This is a genomic window from Paenibacillus sp. FSL k6-2145, assembly GCF_037976585.1.
Lineage (GTDB): Bacteria > Bacillota > Bacilli > Paenibacillales > Paenibacillaceae > Paenibacillus.
This window is the reverse complement of sequence record NZ_CP150267.1, coordinates 4,443,533-4,469,638: the sequence shown is the minus strand read 5'-3', so window position 1 is coordinate 4,469,638 and position 26,106 is coordinate 4,443,533. Positions and strand designations below refer to the sequence as shown.

Genomic DNA, 26,106 nt, shown 5'->3' with positions numbered 1-26,106 from the left:
TCACGTTAGGTATTTTCATTCAATACGATCACTTAAATGGCTGGAACCTCATCTCGTATAATTCCCTCGCTAAGCTAGCTTCTTCCCGATCTATGTATCATATACAGAAAAACTCCCGTTCCATTGAACGGAAGCCTTCTTCATGCATATGAAGTGTTATGTCAGTCCACTTGCGCAGCAGACACCTTGCCAAGATCATACCATTCTTCCGACTGGGCAGTAATGAAAGGACTCGGTGTACCCACGCAGTAAACGTGCAGCAGATGCATCGCTCGTGTACAAGCCGTATAGAACAACTTGCGTTCATGTTCCTGCGCATACTGCTCCGCAGAGCCGTCATAGATCAGGACAGCATCGAACTCCACACCTTTGGCCAGATACGCCGGGATCACATGAACACCCTGCTCAAAAGCCAGCGTCGTTTTTTTGATTAACTTCGGTGCTGTGGGGAGTACCTTGCTCAATGCAGCATGTACGTCTCTGCTCTCTTCGGCGGTCTTGCAGATGACTGCGACCGATTCGTATCCTTCCTTAATCAAGTGCTTGAGGTCTGTCGTGATGACATTCATATGACGCTCGGGATCAGAAGAAACGATCACTTTAGGTTTCTCACCGCTGCGGTTAAATGGAATTATCTCTTCCCCACCAGGCACCATACCACGTGTAAACTCCACGATCTCCCGGGTAGATCGATAACTTCTAGTCAGCTCAATCACTTCCGTATTGTCTGGTCCGTACAGGTTAGTCAAGGGTCCTGTTCCACTAAGTACTGAAGAGTGGGCATAGATTGCCTGATTAAAGTCACCAAGTGCTGTTATTTTCGCCCGTGGGAACAATCTCTTCATAAATGCCAACTGAAACGCAGAATAATCCTGGGCTTCATCAATGATGACATGGCGAATATTGGAGTTAATATGGAATCCAAGCATAAGCTCACGCAAGTACAAGTATGGCGTAATATCTTCATATGCCAACTCCTGAGACTTCAATCTGCGTAAAGTCATCTTACCAATTTCATCCCATTGAGCAGGCAGTGCTTCGTCACCCAGCAATCGCTCCATCTGAGCCTGATCGCTGAACAGATGTGCATATAATTGTCTTATATCAACGAATCGTAAGGACTTGATCCATTTGCGCAACGGTTTGAGTCGGTCACTGACCACCATACGTGCCAGAATTTCTCTTTCCTGCTCGAAGTCATTAAATGTATGGGTCTTTCCTTTTTGCTTGCGCTTCAACCGTTGATATGCACGTTGCAGATCCTCCGGCTCCATCAGATCAAGCTGCTGATCAACCCAAGGCGCATCCAACTCACCTTTACCAAAGGCAGACAGTTCTTTCAGCATCCAGTCCCGTAACATCTCCAGTCGACTCACCAGCTTAACGGACGACTCGAAACTATAGAATTTCTCAGCCATAGCCTCTGACGTGACAATCGCTCGGCCCTGGAAGCGAACCGGCTTGAATTTCATGCCACCTGACAACATGCTTTCCTTATAACGTGTAATGACTTTCAGGAAAGTTTCGGACGACTTGAAGCGAATGCTGGACATGCGAACATCGTAATCGGGATCTTCCGTCCCCGTAAGTACATATTCGAGTTGAATAAACGGATCTTCCAGTTGATATTCACGACCCAAACGGCGCTCCAGATACTCCTGGAAGGTCGTTTGCAACATGTTTTCCTCCCCAAGCTCAGGCAGTACCGTGGAGACATAACTGTTGAACATTGGATTCGGTGAAAAAAGAACCATCTGATCCGCTTGCAGATGCTCGCGGTATTTATAGAGAAGATATGCCACACGCTGGAGCGCCGCGGATGTTTTGCCACTGCCGGCTGCGCCTTGCACAATGAGCATACGTGTCCGGTCATTACGGATAATCCGGTTCTGCTCCTTCTGAATGGTCGCTACAATACTCTTCATCTGTGCATCTGAAGTTCGACTGAGCACGGCCTGCAACAACTCATCACCAATCGTAACCCCCGTGTCAAACATAAAACGGATACGTCCGTCCCGAATGACAAACTGCCGCTTCATCTCTATATCACCGCTGATCTCTCCGCTTGGTGTATGATATGTGATCGGGCCCGGTGCTCCGTCATAATACAGGTTAGAGATTGGCGCACGCCAGTCGTAGACCAGAAAAGATTCTTCCTTCTCATCCAGCAACGATGCAATGCCGAGATAAATTCGTTCTGCATTTGGATACCCGTCTTCCTTAAAATCAATGCGCCCAAAATACGGTGAATGATGCAGTCGTTTCATTTTATCCAACGCAGCTGCTGTATTGAGATGGCTGCGCTCCCGATCGGACAGTACCTGTGACTGCTGCCGCATGCTGGTTGAAGTCTCCCCGACATCGTCCGCTTCACTGAAGTTCATCGTGACTTCGTCCCAGAAATCTTTTCTCATGCCAACCACTTCGTCACGGAAGGAACCTACTTCATCTTCTAACGTTGTGATCTTGCGTTCAATCTGATCGGTCACCGTGTTGACCCGTTGTTGTTCCTCAATCCATTGCTGATCTGTACTCATATGTTAATAGCCCCTCTTTCCCCGGATTGTGTCCTCAAAATCCCATTTGACAAGCCCGAAAAGGCAATGGTATAATTATTAGAAAGTAAACATTTTAATTATATGTTAATTAGTTCTAATTTTCTGAAAACCATTTTTTATTGTACCAGTGACAACGTCCCGATGCAAGCGGAGGCGTTTTTTGTTGTTTTCTTCTTCATTATTACCCAATTACCGGTCCTCAACTGACCTAGCTACTCCTGCCTACTTTCGTAATTCTTCAATCGTCTCTTTCCAGCGTGTAATTGCCCCAAGTTCATCTTTTAATTGAAAGGTTATTCCTGAAGTGATCTCCGCATATGGCGCTTGATCCACACGTACATGGAGCACTTGTGCTTCAAAACGATCTCTCGGATGAACAGCGCTCTTAATCTCAGGCAACCGTTCTACTTCTATACGGATATGCAGCAATCGATGTCCTTGAACCGCAATCAAGGTAGCCTTGCCTGTTTTGCTCATGTTCATACTGGTCTGTGTACCTGGCCATAAAGCAAGTCTGAGCTGATGCGGATTTATCGCAATCACTTCCCCCATACTGATCATCGCCTGATGCGGCCATTGATCCTCAGATACGGTTAGCAGTTGCATGGCCTCATGCTGTTTATGCTCCAGATTTGTCCCACTCAACCATTCCATTAGTTCAGCGTCCAATTCCTCAATAATCATGTCTCTATCCCTCGGTTCGTTAATATTCATGCCATTCAGCCTTATGTATGACAAAACAACCCGGACACGATTGTCCGGGCAATGTTGTAGTTCCATTGTATATGATCACAAAGCAGGTGCGCAATTCGTTATCAAGGCCACTTAAGCCAATTCAAAATTTTGTCCTGTGATTCTTTGTCTTCACTGGCACTATGCACATGTTCGGCAAGTCGATTCAGACGTTCCAGCTGATATCCGTAATCATAAATCGCAGCAGCCACGATGGACAATCGTAACATCCCTTCCTTGTCGATATCAAACTGGGTGATCGCCTGCTCCATGAAACGGTCATTATCCAATACAAACTGTGCGGCCTCTTCCCCATTAGGTTTCAGCTTATCCTCGAACTTGAGCAGTGCATGCTCATGGAATTTGATAACCAGTTCAAGATGTGAGTCAAAAAACTGATCCATGGCCGTTGTCCGTGGTGCCTGGAAATAGTGGCGTTCCACCGAATCCAGCACCTCATACCCTTTTTGCAGACTCAGCAGCATTTGTTTGTAGACCACCATCTGACGAGTTTCGCTGAATTTCGAACGTTTCATCTTTTTCTGTTCCTCTTCGAACAAGTTATACTTGTCGGACAGAGACTTAATGGAACCGCCCAGATTGCTTTTCTCCTCCCGGAATACAACTTCCTTGATCTCATCCGAGATCGAGGTTCGCAGAAGCAACGACATACCGCTGAATACACTATGGATCTGCTTCACGAACTGAACCTTCGGTTTCGGAGGAAATACCGTAATGTTGATGAGAAACGCCGAGACAATACCAACCAGTGTCAACAGAAAACGATTGAGTGCAAAATGCCAGTCACCCGAGGCTTCCATAATGGATACAACCGTGACCAGTGTCAGGCCAACCGTCTCACCCATATTCAATTTAAGACAGATCATGATGACAAGTACAATAATTAATCCAACGGCGATTGGCTCATTGGACAGCACCATGCCCCCCAGAAGGGCGACAATAGCTCCCAGCGTGGTCGTTTGCAACTGATCCAGGAAGTATTTCCAAGAACGATAGATCGAAGGCTGCATGGCGAATATAGCCGCGATTGCGGCAGGCACGGGAGATTGCGGGTTCAAGAACAGGCTGCTTAGGTACAAGGCAAGCGTGACCGCGATCCCCGTCTTAAGTACACGTGCACCAAACGACATGGTGGTGACCCCTCCTCTTTACCGAACCTGAAATTTTACATTTGATGATCATTTTCATTATTACCCCATATTTCTTTTTTTGCCTGAATTCATTCAGGAGAACGATTTATTGTACCATGTAAGGTCTTCCGTTGCCATGTCATAAGTCAGAGGTATTGTGAAATTGATTTCCTTATGTATGTTAATACACATTATTAACCCAAAAAGAAGCAAATCTTCAAAATGGATTTTCACCACTTCAAAGATTCGCCTCCGTTACTTAATTATACTTTGTGGAATGCTCATGCTTATTATGCCTGCCTAACGGTCCGTGCCCTCCCATTCCCTTTTGAACTGGTCCACAAACTGCACCATATAATCATGACGCTGCTCCGCCAGCTCCTTGCCATAGGAGGTATTCATCAGATCCTTGAGCTTGAACAACTTCTCGTAAAAGTGATTTATCGTTGTGCTGCGCCCATTGCGATATTCCTCACGGGTCATCTGCTCCCGTGGGGGGAGGGACGGATCGTACATCTCACGCCCTCTGGCGCCTGAAAAGGCAAAGGTTCGCGCGATCCCAATCGCACCCAGTGCATCGAGTCGATCCGCATCCTGAACAACCTGTGCTTCAAGCGAACTGACCGCAGGACGCTGGCCTCCCGCATATGAGATGGTGCTAATAATACCCACAACCTTATTACGTATATCCGGGTCAAGAGGCTGGGTATCCAGCCAGTCATTCAGTTTGGCCATCCCGGCTTCCAAGCTCTCATTCAGCTTCTCATCTGGTACATCATGTAATAATGCGGCCAGTTCGCAGACAAATGGATCTGCACCCATGCGGTGAGCGAGTTCAACCGCAAGTGCGGTTACCCGTTCAATGTGCGGCCAGTCATGACCATCACTATGCTTGGATGAGTCCCCTTGAACAAAGGATCGGGCAGCGCGCAGAACAGCCTCTCCTGCCGTTATTCCATCTATATTATGCATGTGCCCTAATTCCTGCAGATTCCCACCAGATTGAAGAGGGTTCTCTGACATCTTACGATTCCCCGCCTTCACGGGCCTGTTCACGTGGAATACGCCGAGCTACACCCGTCTTAATAGCTGCTTCAATCACGCGACTGCGCATCGATTTGACCACTTTATCATTGAACACACTCGGAATAATGTAATAACGTGTACGCTCTTCATCCGTAATGGCCGAAGCAATCGCTTGAGCGGCTGCCAGCTTCATTTCTTCATTAATTTCAGTAGCACGGCAATCCAAAACTGCTCTGAAGATACCCGGGAAACATAACACGTTGTTGATCTGATTCGGATAATCGGATCGGCCTGTTGCCATTACCGCCACAATGTCTTCCACCAATGCAGGCATAATCTCAGGTACCGGGTTTGCCATTGCAAACACGATTGGATCTTCTGCCATGGTCTGCACATCTTCGCGAGTTAACAGATTCCCGCGGGACAGGCCAATGAACACATCGGCTCCACGAATGACATCACGCAGCGAGCCAGTCTCCAGTTCGGGATTAGTACGAGCTGCATAATCACTCCAGACTTCATTCTCATAGGTTTGTGTCCGTACAATCGCACCCTCACGATCGACACCTATAAGCCGGCTGGCTCCCGCGGACAATAATATGTTGCTGCATGCTACACCTGCTGCACCGATACCACAGACCACAATCTTCACATCATCAATGGACTTGCCCACCAGTTTGAGCGCATTGATCAGACCGGCATATAACACAACCGCTGTGCCATGCTGGTCATCATGAAATACAGGAATATCCAATTCCTCATTCAGACGACGTTCAATTTCGAAACAACGCGGTGACGAGATATCCTCCAGATTAATGCCGCCAAAACCAGGTGATATCGCTTTCACAGTACGTATGATTTCCTCCGTATCCTGTGTGTCCAGGCAGATTGGGAAGGCATCCACACCTGCAAACTGTTTGAATAACATCGCTTTACCTTCCATCACAGGCATCGCTGCACGAGGACCAATATTACCAAGTCCAAGCACCGCACTGCCATCAGATATGACGGCCACTGTATTCCGTTTAATTGTCAATGAGAAGGCTTTGCCGGGTTCTTCTGAAATGGCTGAACATACACGAGCCACATCCGGTGTGTACACACGTGACAGATCTTCCCGGTTTTGAATCGGGGTCTTTGGTGTTACTTCGATCTTACCGCCCAGATGAAGCAGGAACGTCCGATCCGATACGTTAATAATGGACACACCTTTGAGTTGGCGCACCCCTTCTATAATTTTACTGTTATCTTGCGCATCTGTAACGGCGACCGTCAAGTCGCGCACGCTTACATCCTGATTGGTGGAAATCACGTCGATGGCAATGATGTCTCCCCCAGCTTCCGAGATGGCCGAAGCCACTTCGCCAAACTTGATATCCTTAGTTGTCATTTCCAGTCGAATAATAATGCTGTTACCATCCAGATTTCTTTGATTCATTTCCATTCCTCCCAGACTGAAAGTCTTGAGTTACATGTTACGTGTTTGTCTTCGCTGCGCGGACACGTTTATCCTTTATCTTGTCCAGAAAAAGTCGTTCAACAGCCAAATACATAAAATAAAAAAGGTGCCCTGAACACCAATGCAGGCGTTCAGGGCATCTCTTCTTAATACTAATTTCATTTATTTAATAACATATAAAATCTATATTATTTCCGGGCAGCCGGTCTGCGCAGAACACAAATATCATATGGCTTCAAGCTGAGACTTGCTTCCACAGCATCACCACTGAGCAGATCGGTATAGGACTGTCCATCTAATTCAACCAGCTTCTCATCTGGTGTGTAGTTCTGTACAAACACATAATCTGCAGTACCATCTGTACGTGTATGTGCCGTTGTTCCGGCAGGCAGCTCAGTTTCAAGTCCACGCTCAATGTTCAGGTCAGCGATTAGTTTCGCATAGAAATCATCATAGAATGGTGCTTTCAGACGTGTCGCTACGTAATATGCTTTTCCTGAACCCAATTGGTTGACCGTCAATGCCGGACGTCCGGCATAAAAGTCAGAACGGTACGTAGCCAGAGACTTCGCGCCTTCCAGATGAATCAGATCACACAGTTCAATTGCATCATACGCTGTATTAAGCTGAAGCTCATTGCCCTTCTCCGGAATGATTTCGTTCAGATCACGATCATGCAATCCGTCAATTTCCTCGGACCAGATGCCAAGTGTCTTACGAAGCGGGCCTGGGAATCCACCCAGGAAACACAGATCGTTTTCGTTAACAATACCAGACCAGTAAGTTGCTACAAACGTACCACCTTGTTCTACAAACTTCTCAATGCGTTCCCCGACACCTTCACGTACCAAATAGAGCATTGGAGCAATCAGCAGCTTGTACTTGGACAGATCTGCATCCATATCAATAACGTCTACAGCGACTCCCTTTTTCCAAAACGCTTCGTAATGCTCTTCCACGGTCTGCTCATACTTCACACCGATATTGCGTGGACCCTGGGAATCATTAACGGCCCAGCGGTTTTCCCAATCAAATATGATCGCAACTTCTGCCGGAACCGCTGTTCCTACAATAGCTTCCATGCCTTCAAGAGCCGTTCCTACGTCGGTGACATCTTGGAACACTCGAGTGTGTTCCGTTCCTACGTGGTCTACCACCGCACCATGAAGTTTCTCACTGGACCCCCGGCTTTTTCTCCACTGGAAGTACTGAACACTATCAGAACCGTGTGCCACAGCCTGGAGGGAAGAGAGCAAATGCATACCCGGTTTTTTCAGCTTGCTGACATCTTGCCAATTCGTTGAACTTGGAGTACTCTCCATCAGCAAGAACGGCTGACCGCCTTTGATGGAACGAACGATATCATGCATCATGGCGATACGGGATGCCTGTTTCGCGTCGTCATCTGCATCATGCCAAGTCGGATAACTGTCCCAAGAGAGGAAATCCAGAATATCAGCGAACTTCCAATAGTTCAGACCGCCATAGAATTCCATCAGGTTCGTTGTGACTGGCAGATCAGGATTCTGAGCTTTCAATGGTTTTGTTTCATGGACGATAAAATCAGCTGTCTGATCCGTAACGAAACGGCGCCAGTCCAGATTCATCGCGTGTACCTGTGTCTCACCGTGTGGAGCCGGAGATTCCACTTGACTCCAGTCTGTAACCGTATGGCTCCAGAATGTCGTCCACCAGGAATGATTCAGTTCATCGAGTGTTTGATACTTCTTCTGAACCCAACCACGGAATGCTTCCTGACAATAATCACAATGACAATCTCCGCCGAACTCGTTCGAGATATGCCAGCCGAGTACAGCCGGATGATCCGAATAACGCTCTGCCAGTTTTGTGTTGATCGCAGTAACCTTCTCACGGTATACCGGGGAAGTATAACAATGGTTGTGACGGAAACCATGCAGATTGCGGACACGCTTCTCGGATACACGGAGCACTTCCGGGTACTTCGCGGACATCCAGGCAGGTCTGGCACCACTTGGTGTAGCGAGGAATGCATAGATGCCGTTTGCTGCAAAACGATCCAAAACCTGATCCAGCCATTCAAACGTATATACGCCCTCTTCCGGCTCAAGGGATACCCACGAGAAGATACCGATGGACATCACGTTACACTTGGCAAGCTTCATCAAGCGAATATCTTCTTCCAGAACTTCAGGATAGCGGAGCCATTGCTCCGGGTTATAGTCTGCGCCATGCAACATGTGCGGGGCTTTGGAACTTACAGGTGGAAATTTGTATGTCATAAGGACAACTCCCTTGCATTAATTAATTACTGTTTTTAGTTTATATACGATAACAACGATTTCACAGAAGATACGTATTACGCTAGATTACACATATGTCACGACATCTGATTCTTCTGCAGTAGTGAGTGCTGTAAACGATTCCAACTTGCGACCTTTAAAATCAAACATGGTGAGGTTGCCCCAGTTATTCGGATGACCGACGGACCATTCTTCTTTACTTGGTATCCAGGCAGGTTCCCAATAATAGAATCCGTGCCCCAAACCACCAGGAACTTCGCGGATAATCTGCAATAGATCCTTCAGATATTTGGTCTGTCCCTCTACACTTGCAGGGTATCCTGGTAACAACATATCTTCCTGATTCAAAATCCATTCAATGCCTTCCGGCTGTTCCAGCGTCCATGGATAAGCGGTTTCAACTACATTAATAGGTTTGCCATAACGCTCAGCCAGATCATGAAGATTGTCACGTAACGCATCAAGTGTGCCATGCCACCAAGGGTAATACGAGAGACCAATGATATCAAACTCCACACCCAGTGCTTCAAAGCGATCGTAAAACTTGCGGCTCTCGGCGTTATCTCCACCACGATCAATATGTATCATAATCTGAATATCCGCGTCAACGGATTTGACCGCAGCAATTCCGTACTTCACAAGGCCTGCAAAACGCTCCCACTGTTCATCCGTATCATGCTCTTCTCCACCAACACGTCCCTCATTCCATAACATGCCTGGTGTAATCTCGTTGCCCACCTGCACCATGTCTGGAAGCGCATCGTGTTCCTTCAACGTTCTCAGAACGTCAGCCGTATACATGCATACCGCACGTTGAAGCTCTTCATAGGACAGATTCTCCCATGCTTTCGGCTTCCATTGATTGGCTGGATCAGCCCAGCGATCAGAATAATGGAAATCAAGCAAAAATTTCAATCCCTGTTCCTTGATCCGTTTGGCTACCTCCACCGTTCTCTCCAGATTGCAGAATCCACCAACAGGATCATTCCAGATTCGAAGTCGTATCGCGTTAGCGTCATTAATCTTCAGGATGGACAGCAAGTCTTGTTCCTTGCCATCCACATCACTATAACTCCCGCCATGCTGTTCGATTTCATCCATAAAGGACACATCCATTCCCAGAATGAATGTCTTTTCCGTCAAATTGCTCACTGTATCAACCTCCATTAATTTGGGGTACAGGCTCAGCCTTTAACTGAGCCCAACGTCATACCTTTGACAAAGAAACGTTGCAGGAAAGGATACACAATCAAGATTGGTGCACTTCCGATGAAGATCTGAGCTGCCCTTACCGTAGTTTGAGAGAGAGCTTCCATTTCTTTTGGATTCATGCTCATGCTACTCATATCACGTCCAATAATGACCGTTTGCATAAATGTAGCAAGTGGGTAATCCTTGGCGTTATTCATGTAGAGCAATCCGTCAAACCAGGAATTCCAGTGGAACACCATACTGAACAATGCAATTGTTGCAATGGACGGCATCGAAATGGGAAGGAAGATACTGAACAATGTTCTGAAATGGTTAGCTCCATCCATCAGTGCCGCTTCCTCCAGCTCTTTTGGAATACCGCGGAAGAAGTTCAGCATCAGAATGACAAGGAATGTGTTAACTGCCCCAGGGAGTACCAGTACCCAGAAGGAATCCATCAACCCGATCTTCTGGATAACCATGTAGAATGGCACCAGTCCCCCGTTGAAAATCATACTGAATACAAAAATCCAGGAGTAGATTGTTCTGCCTTTGAATTCACTATTTTCTTTGGACAACGGATACGCCGCCAGGAACGTAATCAGCAAGGTAATAGCTGTACCAATTACTGTACGTAGAAGTGAGATCCAGAGCGAGTTCAAGAAAATTGGATTGTTCATCGTTTTTTTGTAAGCCTCAAGTGAAAATCCTACGGGCCAGAGATTGACCAGATTGGCGTCGGCAGCTGCCTTCGTACTAAAGGATACAGCCAGTACATGAACCATCGGTATGATACACATAATGGCGATCAAAATCAGAAAGCAGGTATTGACTATATTAAACACGCGATAAGGCAATGATTTATGATACATCGTGGTCCCTTCTTTCTCTGTTCATTCGTTTAGAATATGCGATATCCAGCGTACTTTTTGGCTAAGCTGTACGATACAAGAATCAAGATCATACTAATGACCGATTTGAATAATCCGATCGCGGTTGCAAAGCCCATCTCACCATTCTGCATTGCGGAACGATATACGAATGTATCAATGATGTCACCCGTTTGATATACGAGCGGGTTATACAAGTTGAATATCTGGTCAAATCCGGCATTCAGTACGTTACCAAGTGCCAGTGTTCCTACAACCATCAGCATCGGCACAAGCGAAGGGATTGTAATGTGCAGTGTCTGTTTCCAGCGTCCTGCTCCGTCAATTTCCGCTGCTTCGTACAATGCTGGATTAATTCCGGCAAGGGCAGCCAGAAAGACAATCATGTTATAGCCAAATTCTTTCCACACATCTGTCAGAATGACCGTAGATCGGAACCAACTGTTGTCTCCAAGGAAGAAATATGGCCCGAGTCCAAAGGTTCCCAGAACCCGGTTAACCAAGCCGCCTGTTGACAACAGATCTATCAAAATCCCGCCCAGAATGACCCAGGACAAGAAGTGAGGTAAATAGACAAGTGTTTGAATCGTTCGCTGTATAGCCATCTTGCGAACCTCATTCAAAAGAATGGCAAAAACAAATGGAACAAATAAATTAAAAATCAGTTTAAGTACAGCAATAATCAATGTGTTCCAGATGACCTGTAAGCTGTCTTCACGTTCAAACAGATATCTAAAGTTGTCCAGTCCAACCCATTCAGAACCGCTAATCCCAAGCCATGGCTTGTAGTTCTGGAATGCCATAATGATCCCGCCCATAGGCACATAACTGAAGATAATCAGAAAGATAATGGCTGGCAACAGCATAACGTGGAATGGCCAAGTGCGTTTCAAAGTTCTCATGATTGCTCCCCCTGTATTTCTTCCTACTCAAGTACTCCCTGAGTGGCTTATAATGCGATTATATCAACCTTTTACGGGGTCCAAACAGCACATAAAAGCAATATAAATGGCACAAATTCAACCACTTTGCCTCAGCTTGAATAAACAAAAAAAACGCCCAGACGTTAGTCGTCTGAGCGCTGCTTGTAACTATTTTTTCACACTATCATACCATTCGTTAACCTCTTGCGTGATTTGGTCACCGCCACCCGATTTCCACGTTTGTACAAAGGTATCAAACGCATCCGCCGGATTTTTGCCATAGATAATTTCGTTAAATGCCTGATTCTCGATTTTGTTCAGATAGTCCAACTTGGATTTCATCGTCTGTGTTGTTGGACCTGTGAACATGTTTTTGAAAGAAATTTCTTCTTGGCTCAGTAACACTTTCGCTGCTGCTGGAGTTTCTTTACCGTAATTGACAGCAACATCTTTCTCAAGTTTCGTTTCAGGCTCTTTGCCATCCGCTAAGTTCAGAAGTGCTTTCATCTGGGCATCTGGAATACGAGCACCGTCGCGAACAAGCAAATAACGTACAACGTTCACGTATCCGCCTTCGATCTGGTCAATCGGCATTTGTTTTCCATTTGCATCCAATTGGTAGTCATAACCTGCAAACAGACCGTTATCATAAGGGCTACCTGGTGCTGGGTCTGCATAATTGTCAAACAGATAGTTCTGATACGTAAAGAATGCTTCTGGGTGTGCCATATCTTTTTTGATCAACGTAACACCATTAACAAACTGTGTTCCGTGACGCATCGCTTTTCCTTCAGGACCGGTAGGAATTTCAATCGGTTTCCATACCGCACTCGGTACATTTTTCACTGTATCGAGAAGTGGCCACCCACTCATCCAGTAAGGTCCTGGAATAATGCCGGCAGTTCCTGCAACTGCTGGCTCTGCTGTTTTGTTTTCATCCCATAGAGCTGCTTCCTGGGGGATATATCCTTTTTTGAGCCATTCGCTCAATTTGGTCAGACCTTGCTTCATGCCTGGATTAATGGAGCCATACTCGAGCTTGCCATCAGTTGCCAGATTCCATTGTTGAGGTAAGGTGCCATATGCACCAAAGATCCAGGATACATCTCCCATCCATGTGTTCATGGATGTTTTGAAACCAACGCTGAGCGGAGTGACTTTTTCAGGAGCCAGGCCGTCAGGGTTATTGTTTTTGAATGCTTCCATAACGGTTTCCAGCTCATCGATTGTTTTTGGTGCTTTCAGATTCAACTTGTCCAGCCAATCTTGGCGAATCCAGAGCAAGTAATCATTGTTGTATGCGTAGTCCAGAACAGGGATACCCATTCTTTTGCCATCACGACTATATTGGTTCCAGACGTTAGGATCTTGCTCCATCGCTTTTTTCCATGTGTCTGAAGCATATTTGTCGAACAGTGGACCGACCTCTTCGTACATGCCAGAGTCGATCAAGTCTTGAGCAACGAGATTGTCCGCACTACCAATCGTCACGATATCTGGCATTTCCTGTCCAGAGGACATAGCCAGACGAAGTTTAGTTGCAAACGCACTGTTTGTGTCTGTTACTGACCAGAGCGCGCTGACATTAATCCCGAATTTTTCCTTGGCCCACTTGGTTGCCACGTTATTTTCCATGGATTCGCCATTTTTAAACTTCAGCTCAGGATCGATTCCCCATGCTGTTGTAATGGTTACTTCCGGATCATACTTTTCTTTGTATTCGTTTTGGGTTCCAGATGTACTTGGTGTTGCACTATCTCCGCCCCCACTGCCTCCTGAACATCCTGCAAGAACGACAGTTAGACTCAGCGTTGTAGCGAGAAGCGTCAAGAATCTCTTTTTCGTTGATTGCGCTCTCATGTTGTTCCCCCTTAAATCGTTTTGGTTACCCTTTCATTATAGGCTGACCAGGCCTTTGAGCCTATGATACGAAATCAAGATTTCTGCACCTTTGCCAACCTATATTCTGGAATGTTGTTGTAATTATGCCTGATCCCGAAATTCATTTGGCGTCATGCCATAATGTTTTTTGAACATTTTGCTGAAATATTGCGGATTTTGATAGCCAAGTTCACTCGTAATCTCGTATATTTTTTTATTGCTATTCTTAAGCAGATACAGAGCACGCTCCATGCGCATACGAATCATGTAGTCCCCAAGACCTTCCCCTGTCTCTGCCTTGTAAATTTTCGATAGATATACGGGGTGTAAATATACCTTGTCCGCAATCATCTTCACTGACAGATCCTGTCCTGTATCTCTTGTAACCAACTCCTGAACCTGCTTGATCACATGTCTGCGGCTCTGCACACCTTCCTGATCGGACAACTCTTCCTGAAGCTTCGCCAGCATCTCGGTTGCCCAGCGCCGCAGCTTCTCGGGGGATTGAATCAACTGATGAGCAAGGAGCAGATCGAATCCCGCATGATCAATCTCATGCACCAGATGCCCCTGTTTATGGGCGATATACATAAATGCATTGGTTACCGACAGATACATCTCATACACGTGTTCTCTGGACAATCGAACCTGTTCTGCCGCGTCAAAGACCGCGTTCAGCTTAAGCGCTGCCGCTTCCCATTGCTTGGTCTCAAGCAATTGAGGAAGTACAGGCGGTTTGTACAGCTCTTCGAGCGCCTGCGTTGCATCATTCTCCGGTCTTTTGCTGAGTGCCTGATCCATGTCCATATATATAATCTTGTGTTCTTCCGGTCCTGAAAGGACAAGCGAACCCAGACTTTTCCGATAAGCTGCTGTTAACTCATTAAAGGGAAATGACGGTGTAACTACCATGGACAGGTCTCCCTGTAAATATCGAATGACATGCTCACGGAAAGTTTCAGCTGAGATTCTCAACGTCTCCAAGTCCATCTGCGAAGCTTCGATCTGATCTTGATTCTGCAAGAACATAACCAGACACTCATGGGGTCCGCGACCAAACCACACGTTAAATTGCTCTCCGAGTACTTCCTCTGCAATATTACCTACCGCAAAATCCATCAGATCCAGAGATTGCTGGTCCATTGATGAGAAGCGTCCTGTAAGCCGAATCAGCATCATCACAGCCGATTGTTCCGGATCAATATGAATCTCATATTGTTGCAGTTGTTCCCGAAGTGCCCGCGCCGTGATCTCACGCCCCAGCAGCAGATCATGCATAAGATTTTCTCGTAAAATTTTATAGTCAGACTTCCGACTGTATAAAAGCCGGTGATATTTATCAAATTCATCCCACTCATCGCGAAGAGACGTGATGGCTGCCGACACCGATCCCATAAACTCATCATCGTTTACGGGTTTCAGGATATAATCCGCTGCCTGTAATTGAATGGCTTTTTTAGCATAATCAAAATCACTGTGACCCGTTAGTAAAATACAGCGAATATGAGACCAGCGCTTGCTTACCTCTGCAATGAGATCCAGTCCGGACATGCCAGGCATGCGAATATCGGTCACTACGATATCTACTGCATTTTCCTCCATAATCTCCAACGCTTCCTTACCGGATGCGGCACGTAGCACGGTCGTTACTCCAAGCTCTCCCCAGGGGATCGTAAGTTCCAGACTTTCTGTTACGTATGTCTCATCATCTACCAGCAATATATCAATCAAGTGATTCACTCCCTATTTCGTTCATTCTGCAAATGGATTCCATCGTGCATCATGCGCTACACATTCCAAGTGCTTATCCTTCATTCTCCAGAAGAAACTCCTGCTCGGCAGGCCATGACAGCGTAACGCGTATTCCGCCAAGTTCCGATTCCGTTATATCAAGCCCAGCCTGCTCCCCATATCGAAGCTGGAGTCTCTGATTCACATTCCACAGGCCACAGCCCATCTCCTGATCCATCGTTCCCCTGAGCTTACTCAGAAGCGCCTCACGTGCCTCCTGCGTCATGCCTTGCCCATCATCTTCTACCACAAGAACCATGACACCGCCCTGTTTTTCCCCGGATACTCTTATTTCTCCTGCTTCCGCATCCGCTTCGATACCGTGAATTACCGCATTCTCCACCAATGGTTGCACGATGAGTGGCGGTACCTCCTGTCTTAACATCTCATCAGGCAGATCAATCTTGTAATGAATGCGGTCCATACGCATCCGTTGGATCTCCAGATAACAGCTGACAAATTCAATCTCTTCTGTCAACGGTACCACGTCCCGCTCCTGTCTTGTCGTATACCGATAATATCGCGATAGGTTATGCGACATCGCTACAACAGCGTCCATACGCTTCAGCTTCGCCATACTCGTAATGAAGGAGAAACAATTATAGAAAAAGTGCGGGTTAATCTGCGATTGCAGCTGCTTCAACCGGGCTTCACGCACATGAATCTGTTCCAGGTAAACGTGTTCAAATAACTGCTGGATCTGCTCCACCATCAAGTTGAAACGTTCGGACAGGAAACTGAATTCATTGCGGCCCTTTGGTTTAATCCTCACGGAATAATCTTCCTGCTTCAACCGCTGGAACCCGCGAATGAGTTGTTTCACTGGTACCTGTACCTGAACATAGAACAAATACGCCACACCAAAACTCATTAACAACAAACAAATCATGGAAGAATAGAACAGCATATTGGATTGATGAATAGGCTTCAGAATATCTGACAGGGGCATGTAGTCCACCAAATACCAGCCTGTTGTACTGGATTTCACCGTGTTAACCATGTAAGGCTCGTCCCCGATCACCACTGTACGGTTATCAACGTCCTGAAGTTTATGAACGGACAGTTCTTCCATCAACTGATTCGTTAGTGAACGATCTGAAGTCCGGTTATAGATGACCCCCGATTCTTCTCGGAAATAGAAGGGATCATGCCTGCCATCGTCTTTGAATTTGTCGAGCATATCCCGAATGTTGTCACTATCAAACTCCAGTTTAATAATCGTTTCCGCATTATTAGCCGGGTCTTTAATACCGTACGGAGATACCGTAATCCAGCTAAACATGAACCGATCATCTTCCCCATCCTGAATTTTGCGTACATCCCAGCCGGAACTGATATTCTCCCTTAGCGCTTGTTTATCGTAAGAACGTGCGTCCCTTTCGGAAACCACCCTGCCCAGCGAAGGAGAATACAGATATAATTTCGTGGCCCAATTGGATGAGCTTTCCTGAATACTCAGCTTATTCTGAATACGTTTGACCAGGTTGATCGCATCCAGGTCAAAGTAGTTACTGTCCGCATAGATTCGCCGGAAGCTGGCAATATCAGGATCATGTATGAGCAGATTCGGCCATGAGGATAACAGTTCGATGTTTGTGTTCACTTGATTTTGGAAAAATTCAAGCTGATTACTATTTGATCGATTCAACTCATCTCTGAGAACAGCTGTTGTTTTGTGATTAGAGTACCAGTACAGAAGCACTACAGGAATCAGCATAATCAGAATAAGAATGACCATTTTGGAAAACAGATTTGTCCGATATGACATCTTTTCATCTCACCTTGTCTTAATTTGTCGTGACATTAATTGTAATGATGTAAGCGCTAAAGACAAACTATTTTTTTGAGACAAACCGATTCATTATCTAGCGTAAGCGTTACCAATTCAAGGTGAAAGGAGATAAAACCAATATTTCTGCACTAAATGCAACTTCCACGCACAAAAAGAGCCAGCGATTAGCCAGCTCTCTATCTAATTTCAGTATATATCTTTGATCTTTCTATTCAACTCAAACCTTATTCCACTTCTGTTTATGTAATTATTCTTTTTTTCTATAAAAATATCAACTATGGAATATCATAATCAAATACCGTATTCGCTCCATCCACGCCTACATCCAACACAATATCCATAAGTTTTCCATTGACGAACAGAGGGGATTCCGCTTTCCCGTAAAACTCCAACTTACCTGTAAACGTTCCATGACGTTCAATCTCAACATGTACGGGCCTCAATTGGACAGACTGCAAAGCTTCCAATAGTGGATCGTCCTTAAACTTATAACTGCGTGCGAGATCAGGCAATAACACGGCGGATACGGAATCTCTGCCGTAATTTTTGAGTGTCAGGTCACAGGTTGCTCGGGTCTCACCCGTTTTTAGCACGTTAAAGGTACAAGAGCTTGCATTCTGTACATAGGATACCGCATTAATGCCTGTAGCTCCCCACTTGGCGACATACATGAATTTATCCGTCATGTACGAGTAACTGAGAATGATAGCGATAACTACGATCCATAACCCTTTTGCAAGACCGGGGGATGATTTCCCGATTTCTTTGCGTGTAAGGTAAAAGCCGCAAGCGAAGATCCCCAATCCAAGGAAAAGTGTGATATGTACACCACTTAAATAAGACGTAGTATACGGTGATATACCTATTGCTGACAGCATGGTATCCCCAACAGAAAAACCAAGATGATGGTTAAATGTAAAGATGATAGCAAATAGCAATAAAGCCCCTGAGAACACAAGTCTGGTTCTCGACACACGAACACCCCCTAATCAACCACCTTATTATATCATATTTTTCCTATTTATGATTAACAATCCAAATCAAAAAACAACATAAAAAGAACGCCTTCGGTTGTTTACCGAAAACGTCCTCCATTTTCACCGCTGACAAGAGCTTGTAGTAACACAGGTCTCTCTGTCATGGCTGACGATCATTTATTGCTTAGACAAGAATGCATCGAGTTGTTCCTGTTTGGCTGCAATAATTTTATCAATTCCTGCTGCTTTCAATTTCTCCAGATATTTCGGAATCATCTCATTTGGATCAACGGCACCCGATGTCATACCCGGCTTGAACTGTTTGTTCACGTTGTTGACCGCAGCAATTTCATTTTTGACAGATTGGCTGTTGAATGTAAAGCCCAGTGCTGGAGACTTGACACCTTTGGCGTTAAATTCTTTGAACTTCTCCCATTTCTGTGGATCTTCATTATCCCAGAGGAAGTTCAGGAACTGGTTACCAAGCTGCCATTGGGCACCTGGGTTATAGGTACGACTGTTGGCATCTACGCCATCAGGGAGAGCAATGATATTATCCTGTCCGTCTTTTTTCACATAATGTGTACCTTCAATTCCGAAGTTCAGCAAGTTGTTAATTTCCTTGTCGGAATGCAGCAGGTTAATGACCTGCATCGCTTTCTCCGGTTGCTCGGAAGAACGGGAGATTGCAAGCATCGCTCCAGACGCATCACCCGTCGTGATTGTCGGCTGTGTCATCTCAATCTGAGTAAGTGGGAAACCCACATACCCTTCTTCTTCTTTATCCTTGCCTGGCTTCATGCCATCTGTCCAGAGAAACGCTTTTCCAGCCTTCGCCTGGTCTTTCGGGAACACATTAGAAGTAGCAGCATCACTGTTGATATATCCCGCTTGATACCACTTGCGAGCGAGTTCAGCTGCTTCTTTGAATTCAGGGGTCTCCACTTCATTCAGCACCGTTGTTCCGCCTGCTGTTTTGGAGATGACTCCAGGTACGGAAGCATCACCGAGATAATCCCAATCCAGATTCTCCAACAGCCCGTTACCGTTGGTATTGGACATATAGAATGGTGTGATGGCTGGCTCGTTTTCCTTAATTGTTTTGAGCAGGGGCTCCAGATCAGCCCATGTCTTTACAGCTGTCAGGTCCAGCTTATACTTGTCAGCCAGATCTTTACGTACCAACACACCACGTGTGGCAGCGAGTTCCTTATTCGTAGGAACGCCATAATTCACGCCGTCCACCTGGGAACCTTCCAGAAAGGCAGGGTCCAGGTTTTTCTTAATATCCTGACCATGTGCATCAAGCAGATCATTCAAGGGCAAGAATGCGCCTTTAGCCACATTCACCGTGTAGTTCTGCCAAGCTGCTGTGAAGATGATGTCTGATTTTTCACCTGAGGAAATCATGAGATTCAGCTTGTTATCCCACTGTCCCCAGTCAATTGCATTGATCTTAAGCGTGGCTCCGATCTTCGGTTCCATCTTTTTGTTAATCTCGGCTTCCACCAGAGCGACATCCTTCTGTGGTGTCCCTGGGTAGAACAGTGTCACTTCATAGGGTTTGCCCCCACCTTCACTTGCTCCTCCGCCTTCTGCGCCAGGTGTTGTTGTTCCACCCTTGTCTGATGAACAAGCAGCCAGCACCAGGCTCAGCGCCATAACCGTTGCCATCATGCGTGACCATACCTTTAATGATCTAACCAATTGAACCCCTCCTGTCATGTGTTGAACCATACAACCGAATTCCCCAATTCACAATTAAACCGATAACTACTTCTGTATATGCCCTTTCAGTCCATCTTCATTTACCTTGCCCACTCCGCTAACCGGTTCAGAGTTATCCCTTCACAGCGCCAACCGTAAGACCTTTGATGAAATAACGCTGGAAGAACGGATATGCCAGTACAATTGGACCAATACCGACCACAGCCATCGCCATTTGCAGAGTTTTGTTAGGCAGATTGAGCAATCCACCCTGCGACGAAATCTGTGAAGAGACGTTGGAGTTGGTTGTTAAATATTGAATATCGAGCAGCGTCCGGTACATAAGGTACTGAAGGCTGATCGTCCGGTTATCTGATATAAAAATCATGCTAAGGTACCAGTCATTCCAGTAATTCAATGTACTGAACAACGCGACGGTTGCCATTACGGGAAGAGAGAGCGGAAGCACGATACGTGCAAACGTTCTCAATTCTCCCGCACCATCAATCCGAGCCGATTCCAGAATAGACACCGGAATGGAGTTCGCGAAGAATGTACGCATGACCAGTACAAAGAATGGGGATAGCAGTAGCGGCATAATGAGTGCCAGTAGGGAGTTTTTCAGATCCAATACGTTGACATAGACCAGGTACCAAGGTACCAGCCCCCCATTGAACAACATCGTGAAGAAGATGAAAAAGGCGAACCAGCCCCGGTAAGGCAGATCTCTCCGTGAGAGCGGATACGCATACAATGCGGTCAGCGCAACGCTTGTAATGGTACCTACAACGGTAACGATAAAGGATATACCATACGAGTGAATGATCTGATCCATATCTCTGAACAGAAACTCATAAGCCGTCAGGCTGAATTTCTCTGGAATAAGCTTATAACCATTGGCAATTACTGTTGTCTCGTCCGAAAATGAGATGGCGAAGACAAGCAGGATCGGCACGATACAGGCAATGGCATAAAATAGAAACATCGCATGAATAACGGATGCGGAACGCTTCGATACGGCTAGTGGATCACGTGATTTCACAGCTGACTTGCCTCCTCTCAAAATAATGCATTATCTTTATCAATTCGCCTTACGATGGTATTGGATACAAGAACAAGCACAAATCCAACGATTGCTTGATATAGACCGGCTGCTGATGACATCCCGATATCTCCACCGATAAGGAACGTACGATATACGTAGGTATCCAGTACATTTGTTACAGGGAACAGCGCTCCCGATTCCAGTGGAACCTGATAGAACAGACTGAAGTCTGCATAGAATATACGGCCAATTTGCAATAACGTCATAATGACGATTAATGGGACGAGAAACGGAATGGTAATGAAGCGTATCTGATGCCATTTGGTTGCTCCATCGAGCACAGCTGCTTCATAATATTCTTCATCGATACCCACGACAGCTGCCAGATAAATGACGGCATAATATCCAATATTCTTCCATGTGTTCACCAGTGGCAAAATATACGGCCAATACTTTGGCTCTGAATACCAGTCGATCGGCTGACCGCCGAACATCTGCAGAATCGTTGAGTTCATGAAGCCTGAATCCTTGCCCAGGAAAGCCAGTACCAGATAACTGACCACAATCATGGACAGGAAATACGGCAATAACATAAGTGATTGATATAACTTGGACATTGCCTTGTTCTTCACTTCATTGAGCAGAATAGCAAGCCCGACACCTACAAAGAGATTCAGTGCAATGAACACCGTGTTATACGCGAGTGTATTTCGGGTAATTTCCCATGCATCACTGGTTGAGAACAAATATTTAAAATTGTCCCATCCACTCCATGGGCTACCCCAAATACCATCAGCATAGTTTACATTTTTGAATGCGATCAGAACGCCGAACATCGGCATGTAGTTGTTCACCAGCAGAAACAGGACACCTGGCAAGAACATGAGATACAGCACCTTGAATTTGCCAAGATTGTGCCACACAGACTTGCGCTTTCGGACTGTTTCTCCCGGTATTTCCGATATCCGTACTCCCTTACCCGCCTGGGGTTGTGTCTTCATAACTTGTTCTCCCTCACTCCTCTTGAATTCTTCCTCAGGATGAAGCTCCGTTGCGGCTCCTGTGGTTCAAGTATACGGCGGGGCGAGTAAGACCTCTATCTGCTGTGGTGACCTGTTGACTTATCAAATTATGACTTTAGTGCCAAATTAAACAAAACAAAAGGCGCAGCATGCTGCGCCCTGAACTATACGGTACGTGACTGTTTTCGAAACTCCTGTGGCGTTATACCCGTGCACTTTTTGAACATTTTGGTGAAATGCGAGTAATTGTAGTACCCCACCTTGCCAGCGATATCCGTCACTTTAACGGTGGACTGGGACAACAATGTCTTCGCTTTGGCTACTCTGCCCTGCAGGATAAACTCAGATAGGGACATCCCCTTCTCTTTCCGAAACAGACGTGATAGATAAGCGGGATTGAATCCGGCAAAAGCTGCAAGCTCCTCTCGCATAAGTTCTTCACCAATATGAGTTTCAATATAAACGCACAACTGATCCACAATGGTCATGGTGCTATGATCGTCCGGATACAACACCGGGATAACACGATCAATCAGATCAGACGTCCATTGCTTCAACTGCGGCAACGACCTTGTCACCATACCCTCTTCCGGCTCCCGTTCACCCGGATAAAGACTGCGTATTGATACGTTTTTCTGATGAAGCAACGGATAGACCACATGCAGCATGGCATGATAGTAGAGATGAAGCATTTCAGGAGACAAACCCTCCTGTGCTGCAAGCAACTCAAAAATCTCATCCACACGTTCTCGCAAATCCCCCACTTTACCCGTCTCAAAAAGAATAGATAATTCCGAAAACCATGGAATAGGCAAAAAGCGATCTTCCTGATCTCTTCCCCGCTCATCATAGACAAAAACTTCTTCAAGCTCCTTAATATTACGCCGTTCCATATCCATCAGTTCATTCAACATGCCTTGCAGTTCAGTTACAGCAACCGGGGCACCAACATAACAGGACAACCGACAGTAGAAATACGTACCACATTCCTGAATATACCCCTGACAACGTTGTGCCACTTCGCTCGCACTCGGGATGATGCCATCTTGCTCGTAAGCAAGCACAATATTTAATCCACTTTGATCCTGGAACACCTCACCGGGCTTGTCGCCTAGCAGCATCTCTTTGGCTGCATTACGAAGGGCATATTCCAATACCTCTTCGTCACGCAAATCAAAATCACGCACCCATTCCTCTACCGAGATCACAATGGGTAACACACGAGCCTGCGGATCAATCTCGGCACCATACAGTTCTGCGAGCTCTTGCAACCGTTGTTCGGTTAACGTGATACGCTGAGAGATGGCATCCTTCCAGAAGCGTTCCGTCAGTAGCGGTTTATGGGTTTTCCAGCGTTTGTATACGGTCTCATAAACTTCGTTGGTACGGGTACGCTGCTCTCCATCCTTGATCTTTTCCACTGCCTGAGTTACTACCTTAATCAATTGATCCGCTGGAGCCGGCTTCAACACATAATCAAAGCTGCTTAGCTTAATGGCTGTCTGAGCATAATCGAATAAAGCATGCCCTGTCAGGAAAATGGTCAGTATGCCTGGATCATGTTTTAACACCCAGCTTTGCAGGTCAAGCCCTGTTTCACCAGGCATCTCGATATCACAGATCATAATATCGATAGCATTTGCCCTTAAAATCTTTCTTGCCTCTTCGGCATCACCAGCACTGTATATCTGGTCAATGCCTGCTGCTTGCCAATCGACTCCTTCCACCATTGCTTGTAATGCATACACTTCATCATCCACGATCAACAGGTTCCGCATAGGCTCCCCCTTCTTCCTCTTCAGTCTGAGCGGGTAAATCAATGATGACTTTGGCGCCATGATCCACCTCATTGCCAAACTGCAAACTGGCTTGATCACCATACTTTACTAAAAGCCGATGAGCCACGTTCCATATACCGATATGCTGTCCACTCGGGTCTTCAGCGTATTGTCCATGTTGCAGACGCCCCAACAATTCCTCTTCAAATCCGACACCATTGTCCATAATCATCAGTTGAAGCACCGTCCCATCGTCCTGACCGGACGACTTCTCACCGAGGCGCGCCACGATCCGAATGACAAAGGCTTGTGTCCGGCGCTGAAATCCATGAATAATGGCATTCTCCACAAAAGGCTGAATGGTTAATGGCGGAATCACATAATGTCCCAGATTCGACTCAACATCCAGTTCAAAATCGAATCTGCTTGGAAACCTCAGCTTTTGAATTTCCAAGTAATGACGAATGTGCTCGAGCTCTTCATCCAGACGAATAACACGTTTGCCTGCACGCAGACTGAATCGAAAATAATCGGCCAGATGACCAGCCATCTGCTGCACCAACTCATGTTTTTGCAAGGAAGCCAGACTATGAATAATATTGAGTGAATTCAGGTAAAAGTGAGGATTGATCTGCATCTGCAGTTGTTTGAACTCTGCCTCCCGCGTCCGCAGTTGTTCCTCATACACATCAATCTTCAGATGCCTGATCTCACTGGTCATTTGATTGAAACTTCGTGTCATAAATTCAAGCTCCGAAGAAGATGGCGGTTCCAGCTTCACATCGAGATCTCCACGGCTGACCCTTCTCATGCCTCGGATTAACGCATTCATCGGGCGGAATAACAGATGTCGCAAAAAGATCAGTGCAGTAACCAGAATTACTGCCGCACCAATGGGAAGCAGACGAATGATCTGCTGGAAAAACGGGAGGTTACGCATCATGTCTTCCTCAGGCAGCAGCACGATATAATTCATCTCGGACATGGCCGAGGCAATACCCAACATCAAATATTGACGTGCTTCTCCCTTGTTCACAACTTCAGAGATAACCTGATACGGATTCTTCAGGCCAGGAAGATGTGCTGCAGCCAGCTGAATCTGTGCAGTATTTAATGTGGAATCCGATAGTGCCCCACCGTCTGTTCCAACAATGACTGCGCCTCCCCGATCTCCGGATTCAGTGAATTGTTGTGTATGATTCAGTGCATTCATATCAACAAGTGCACCTGCATAGAACTGCTGGTTGATTCGCACCGTTTTCACCAGCGCATTCCACGTCCCGCCTCGCACGATGCTCCATTCGGGCTTCTGGATATCCCCTTCCAATTGCTGCATCTGGACTGGCATACTCTCCTGCACAACCGACTTTTTGACATCATAATTGCCTGAAGTGGCGAGCAGCAGATCATCATTCACGGCATCATATAGAAAAAAAGAATCGATTAGATTATAAAAACCGATATCTGTCATGAATTTGTTCATAATCCGTTGCTTTGCAATGATATAATCACCGCTGCCGTATTTCAGAAAAAACAGAGAGATAATATCCGGGTCCCGCTCACCCAGACTATATAAATACCGATTTGTCTCCTGTAACACACGTTCATTCTGCTCCACACTCTTGGCGAGATGATTCATATTGGTGAGGGATACTTTGTCACGTACAACTTTCATGGCGTAGACGTTGTTGTAATAAAGCAGCATGAATAATGGCAGCATGATCAATGTAAGGCCCACTATAAATTTAAAACGAAGTGAACGGATAAAGCTCATGGATTATGGATTCCCGCCCTTTTAGAGGTAGTTTAAAAAGTCCGCTTTTGATTACGAATTATGCCTAGCGGCATCATCAGCTTCGAATATGAAATTCAGCCGAAATGTCCGTTGCTCACGTAGTTTC

General features: G+C 46.0%; 18 protein-coding genes. All 18 read right to left on the bottom strand.

Going from position 1 to position 26,106, the window contains the following annotated elements:
• Positions 1-161 precede the first annotated feature (161 nt).
• Entirely contained in the window at positions 162-2,537 is a 2,376-nt protein-coding gene (helD, locus tag NZ043_RS19915) for an RNA polymerase recycling motor HelD (RefSeq protein ID WP_339309095.1), read from the bottom strand.
• Positions 2,538-2,780: 243 nt separating this feature from the next.
• Entirely contained in the window at positions 2,781-3,272 is a 492-nt protein-coding gene (locus tag NZ043_RS19910) for a pyridoxamine 5'-phosphate oxidase family protein (protein ID WP_240767974.1), read from the bottom strand.
• A gap of 101 nt (positions 3,273-3,373) precedes the next feature.
• A complete protein-coding gene (locus tag NZ043_RS19905; protein ID WP_091032071.1) occupies positions 3,374-4,441 on the bottom strand; it encodes an aromatic acid exporter family protein in 1,068 nt (355 codons plus the stop codon).
• A 300-nt stretch (positions 4,442-4,741) separates the two neighbouring features.
• On the bottom strand, positions 4,742-5,464 hold the full coding sequence (locus NZ043_RS19900) for an HD domain-containing protein (protein WP_091032073.1): 723 nt from the start codon (positions 5,462-5,464) through the stop codon (positions 4,742-4,744).
• Between the two features lies 1 nt (position 5,465).
• Positions 5,466-6,905 (bottom strand): NAD-dependent malic enzyme, encoded by a 1,440-nt coding sequence (locus NZ043_RS19895; RefSeq protein WP_091032075.1) that lies wholly within the window; start codon positions 6,903-6,905, stop codon positions 5,466-5,468.
• A gap of 209 nt (positions 6,906-7,114) precedes the next feature.
• Positions 7,115-9,187: a beta-galactosidase gene (locus NZ043_RS19890; protein ID WP_339309094.1), complete on the bottom strand. Its 2,073-nt coding sequence runs from the start codon at positions 9,185-9,187 to the stop codon at positions 7,115-7,117.
• An 87-nt stretch (positions 9,188-9,274) separates the two neighbouring features.
• Positions 9,275-10,360 carry an arabinogalactan endo-1,4-beta-galactosidase gene (locus tag NZ043_RS19885; RefSeq protein WP_249911135.1) on the bottom strand — a complete coding sequence of 362 codons (1,086 nt, stop codon included), beginning with the start codon at positions 10,358-10,360 and terminating at the stop codon, positions 9,275-9,277.
• A 32-nt stretch (positions 10,361-10,392) separates the two neighbouring features.
• Positions 10,393-11,271, bottom strand: coding sequence for a carbohydrate ABC transporter permease (locus tag NZ043_RS19880; RefSeq protein WP_091032085.1), 879 nt, complete (start codon positions 11,269-11,271; stop codon positions 10,393-10,395).
• A gap of 29 nt (positions 11,272-11,300) precedes the next feature.
• Positions 11,301-12,191, bottom strand: a complete 891-nt coding sequence (locus NZ043_RS19875; protein ID WP_074094500.1) for an ABC transporter permease subunit — start codon at positions 12,189-12,191, stop codon at positions 11,301-11,303.
• A 189-nt stretch (positions 12,192-12,380) separates the two neighbouring features.
• A complete protein-coding gene (locus NZ043_RS19870) occupies positions 12,381-14,072 on the bottom strand; it encodes an extracellular solute-binding protein (RefSeq protein ID WP_091032087.1) in 1,692 nt (563 codons plus the stop codon).
• Between the two features lie 123 nt (positions 14,073-14,195).
• Positions 14,196-15,824, bottom strand: coding sequence for a response regulator (locus NZ043_RS19865; RefSeq protein WP_091032090.1), 1,629 nt, complete (start codon positions 15,822-15,824; stop codon positions 14,196-14,198).
• Between the two features lie 73 nt (positions 15,825-15,897).
• Positions 15,898-17,652 carry a sensor histidine kinase gene (locus tag NZ043_RS19860; protein ID WP_339309093.1) on the bottom strand — a complete coding sequence of 585 codons (1,755 nt, stop codon included), beginning with the start codon at positions 17,650-17,652 and terminating at the stop codon, positions 15,898-15,900.
• A 299-nt stretch (positions 17,653-17,951) separates the two neighbouring features.
• A complete protein-coding gene (locus tag NZ043_RS19855) occupies positions 17,952-18,650 on the bottom strand; it encodes a hypothetical protein (protein WP_091032095.1) in 699 nt (232 codons plus the stop codon).
• Positions 18,651-18,830: 180 nt separating this feature from the next.
• The gene (locus NZ043_RS19850; RefSeq protein WP_036609560.1) at positions 18,831-20,360 is read right to left on the bottom strand and encodes an ABC transporter substrate-binding protein; all 1,530 of its coding nucleotides are present in this window, start codon (positions 20,358-20,360) and stop codon (positions 18,831-18,833) included.
• 133 nt (positions 20,361-20,493) lie between these two features.
• Entirely contained in the window at positions 20,494-21,402 is a 909-nt protein-coding gene (locus NZ043_RS19845; protein WP_017689303.1) for a carbohydrate ABC transporter permease, read from the bottom strand.
• A gap of 17 nt (positions 21,403-21,419) precedes the next feature.
• Positions 21,420-22,406: an ABC transporter permease subunit gene (locus tag NZ043_RS19840; RefSeq protein ID WP_076208980.1), complete on the bottom strand. Its 987-nt coding sequence runs from the start codon at positions 22,404-22,406 to the stop codon at positions 21,420-21,422.
• Positions 22,407-22,591: 185 nt separating this feature from the next.
• Positions 22,592-24,205, bottom strand: coding sequence for a helix-turn-helix domain-containing protein (locus tag NZ043_RS19835; RefSeq protein WP_165980140.1), 1,614 nt, complete (start codon positions 24,203-24,205; stop codon positions 22,592-22,594).
• Complete coding sequence (locus tag NZ043_RS19830; RefSeq protein WP_133384265.1) at positions 24,180-25,979, bottom strand: sensor histidine kinase; 1,800 nt, start codon at positions 25,977-25,979, stop codon at positions 24,180-24,182. The genes NZ043_RS19835 and NZ043_RS19830 overlap by 26 nt, the downstream gene beginning before the upstream one ends.
• Between the last annotated feature and the right edge of the window lie 127 nt (positions 25,980-26,106).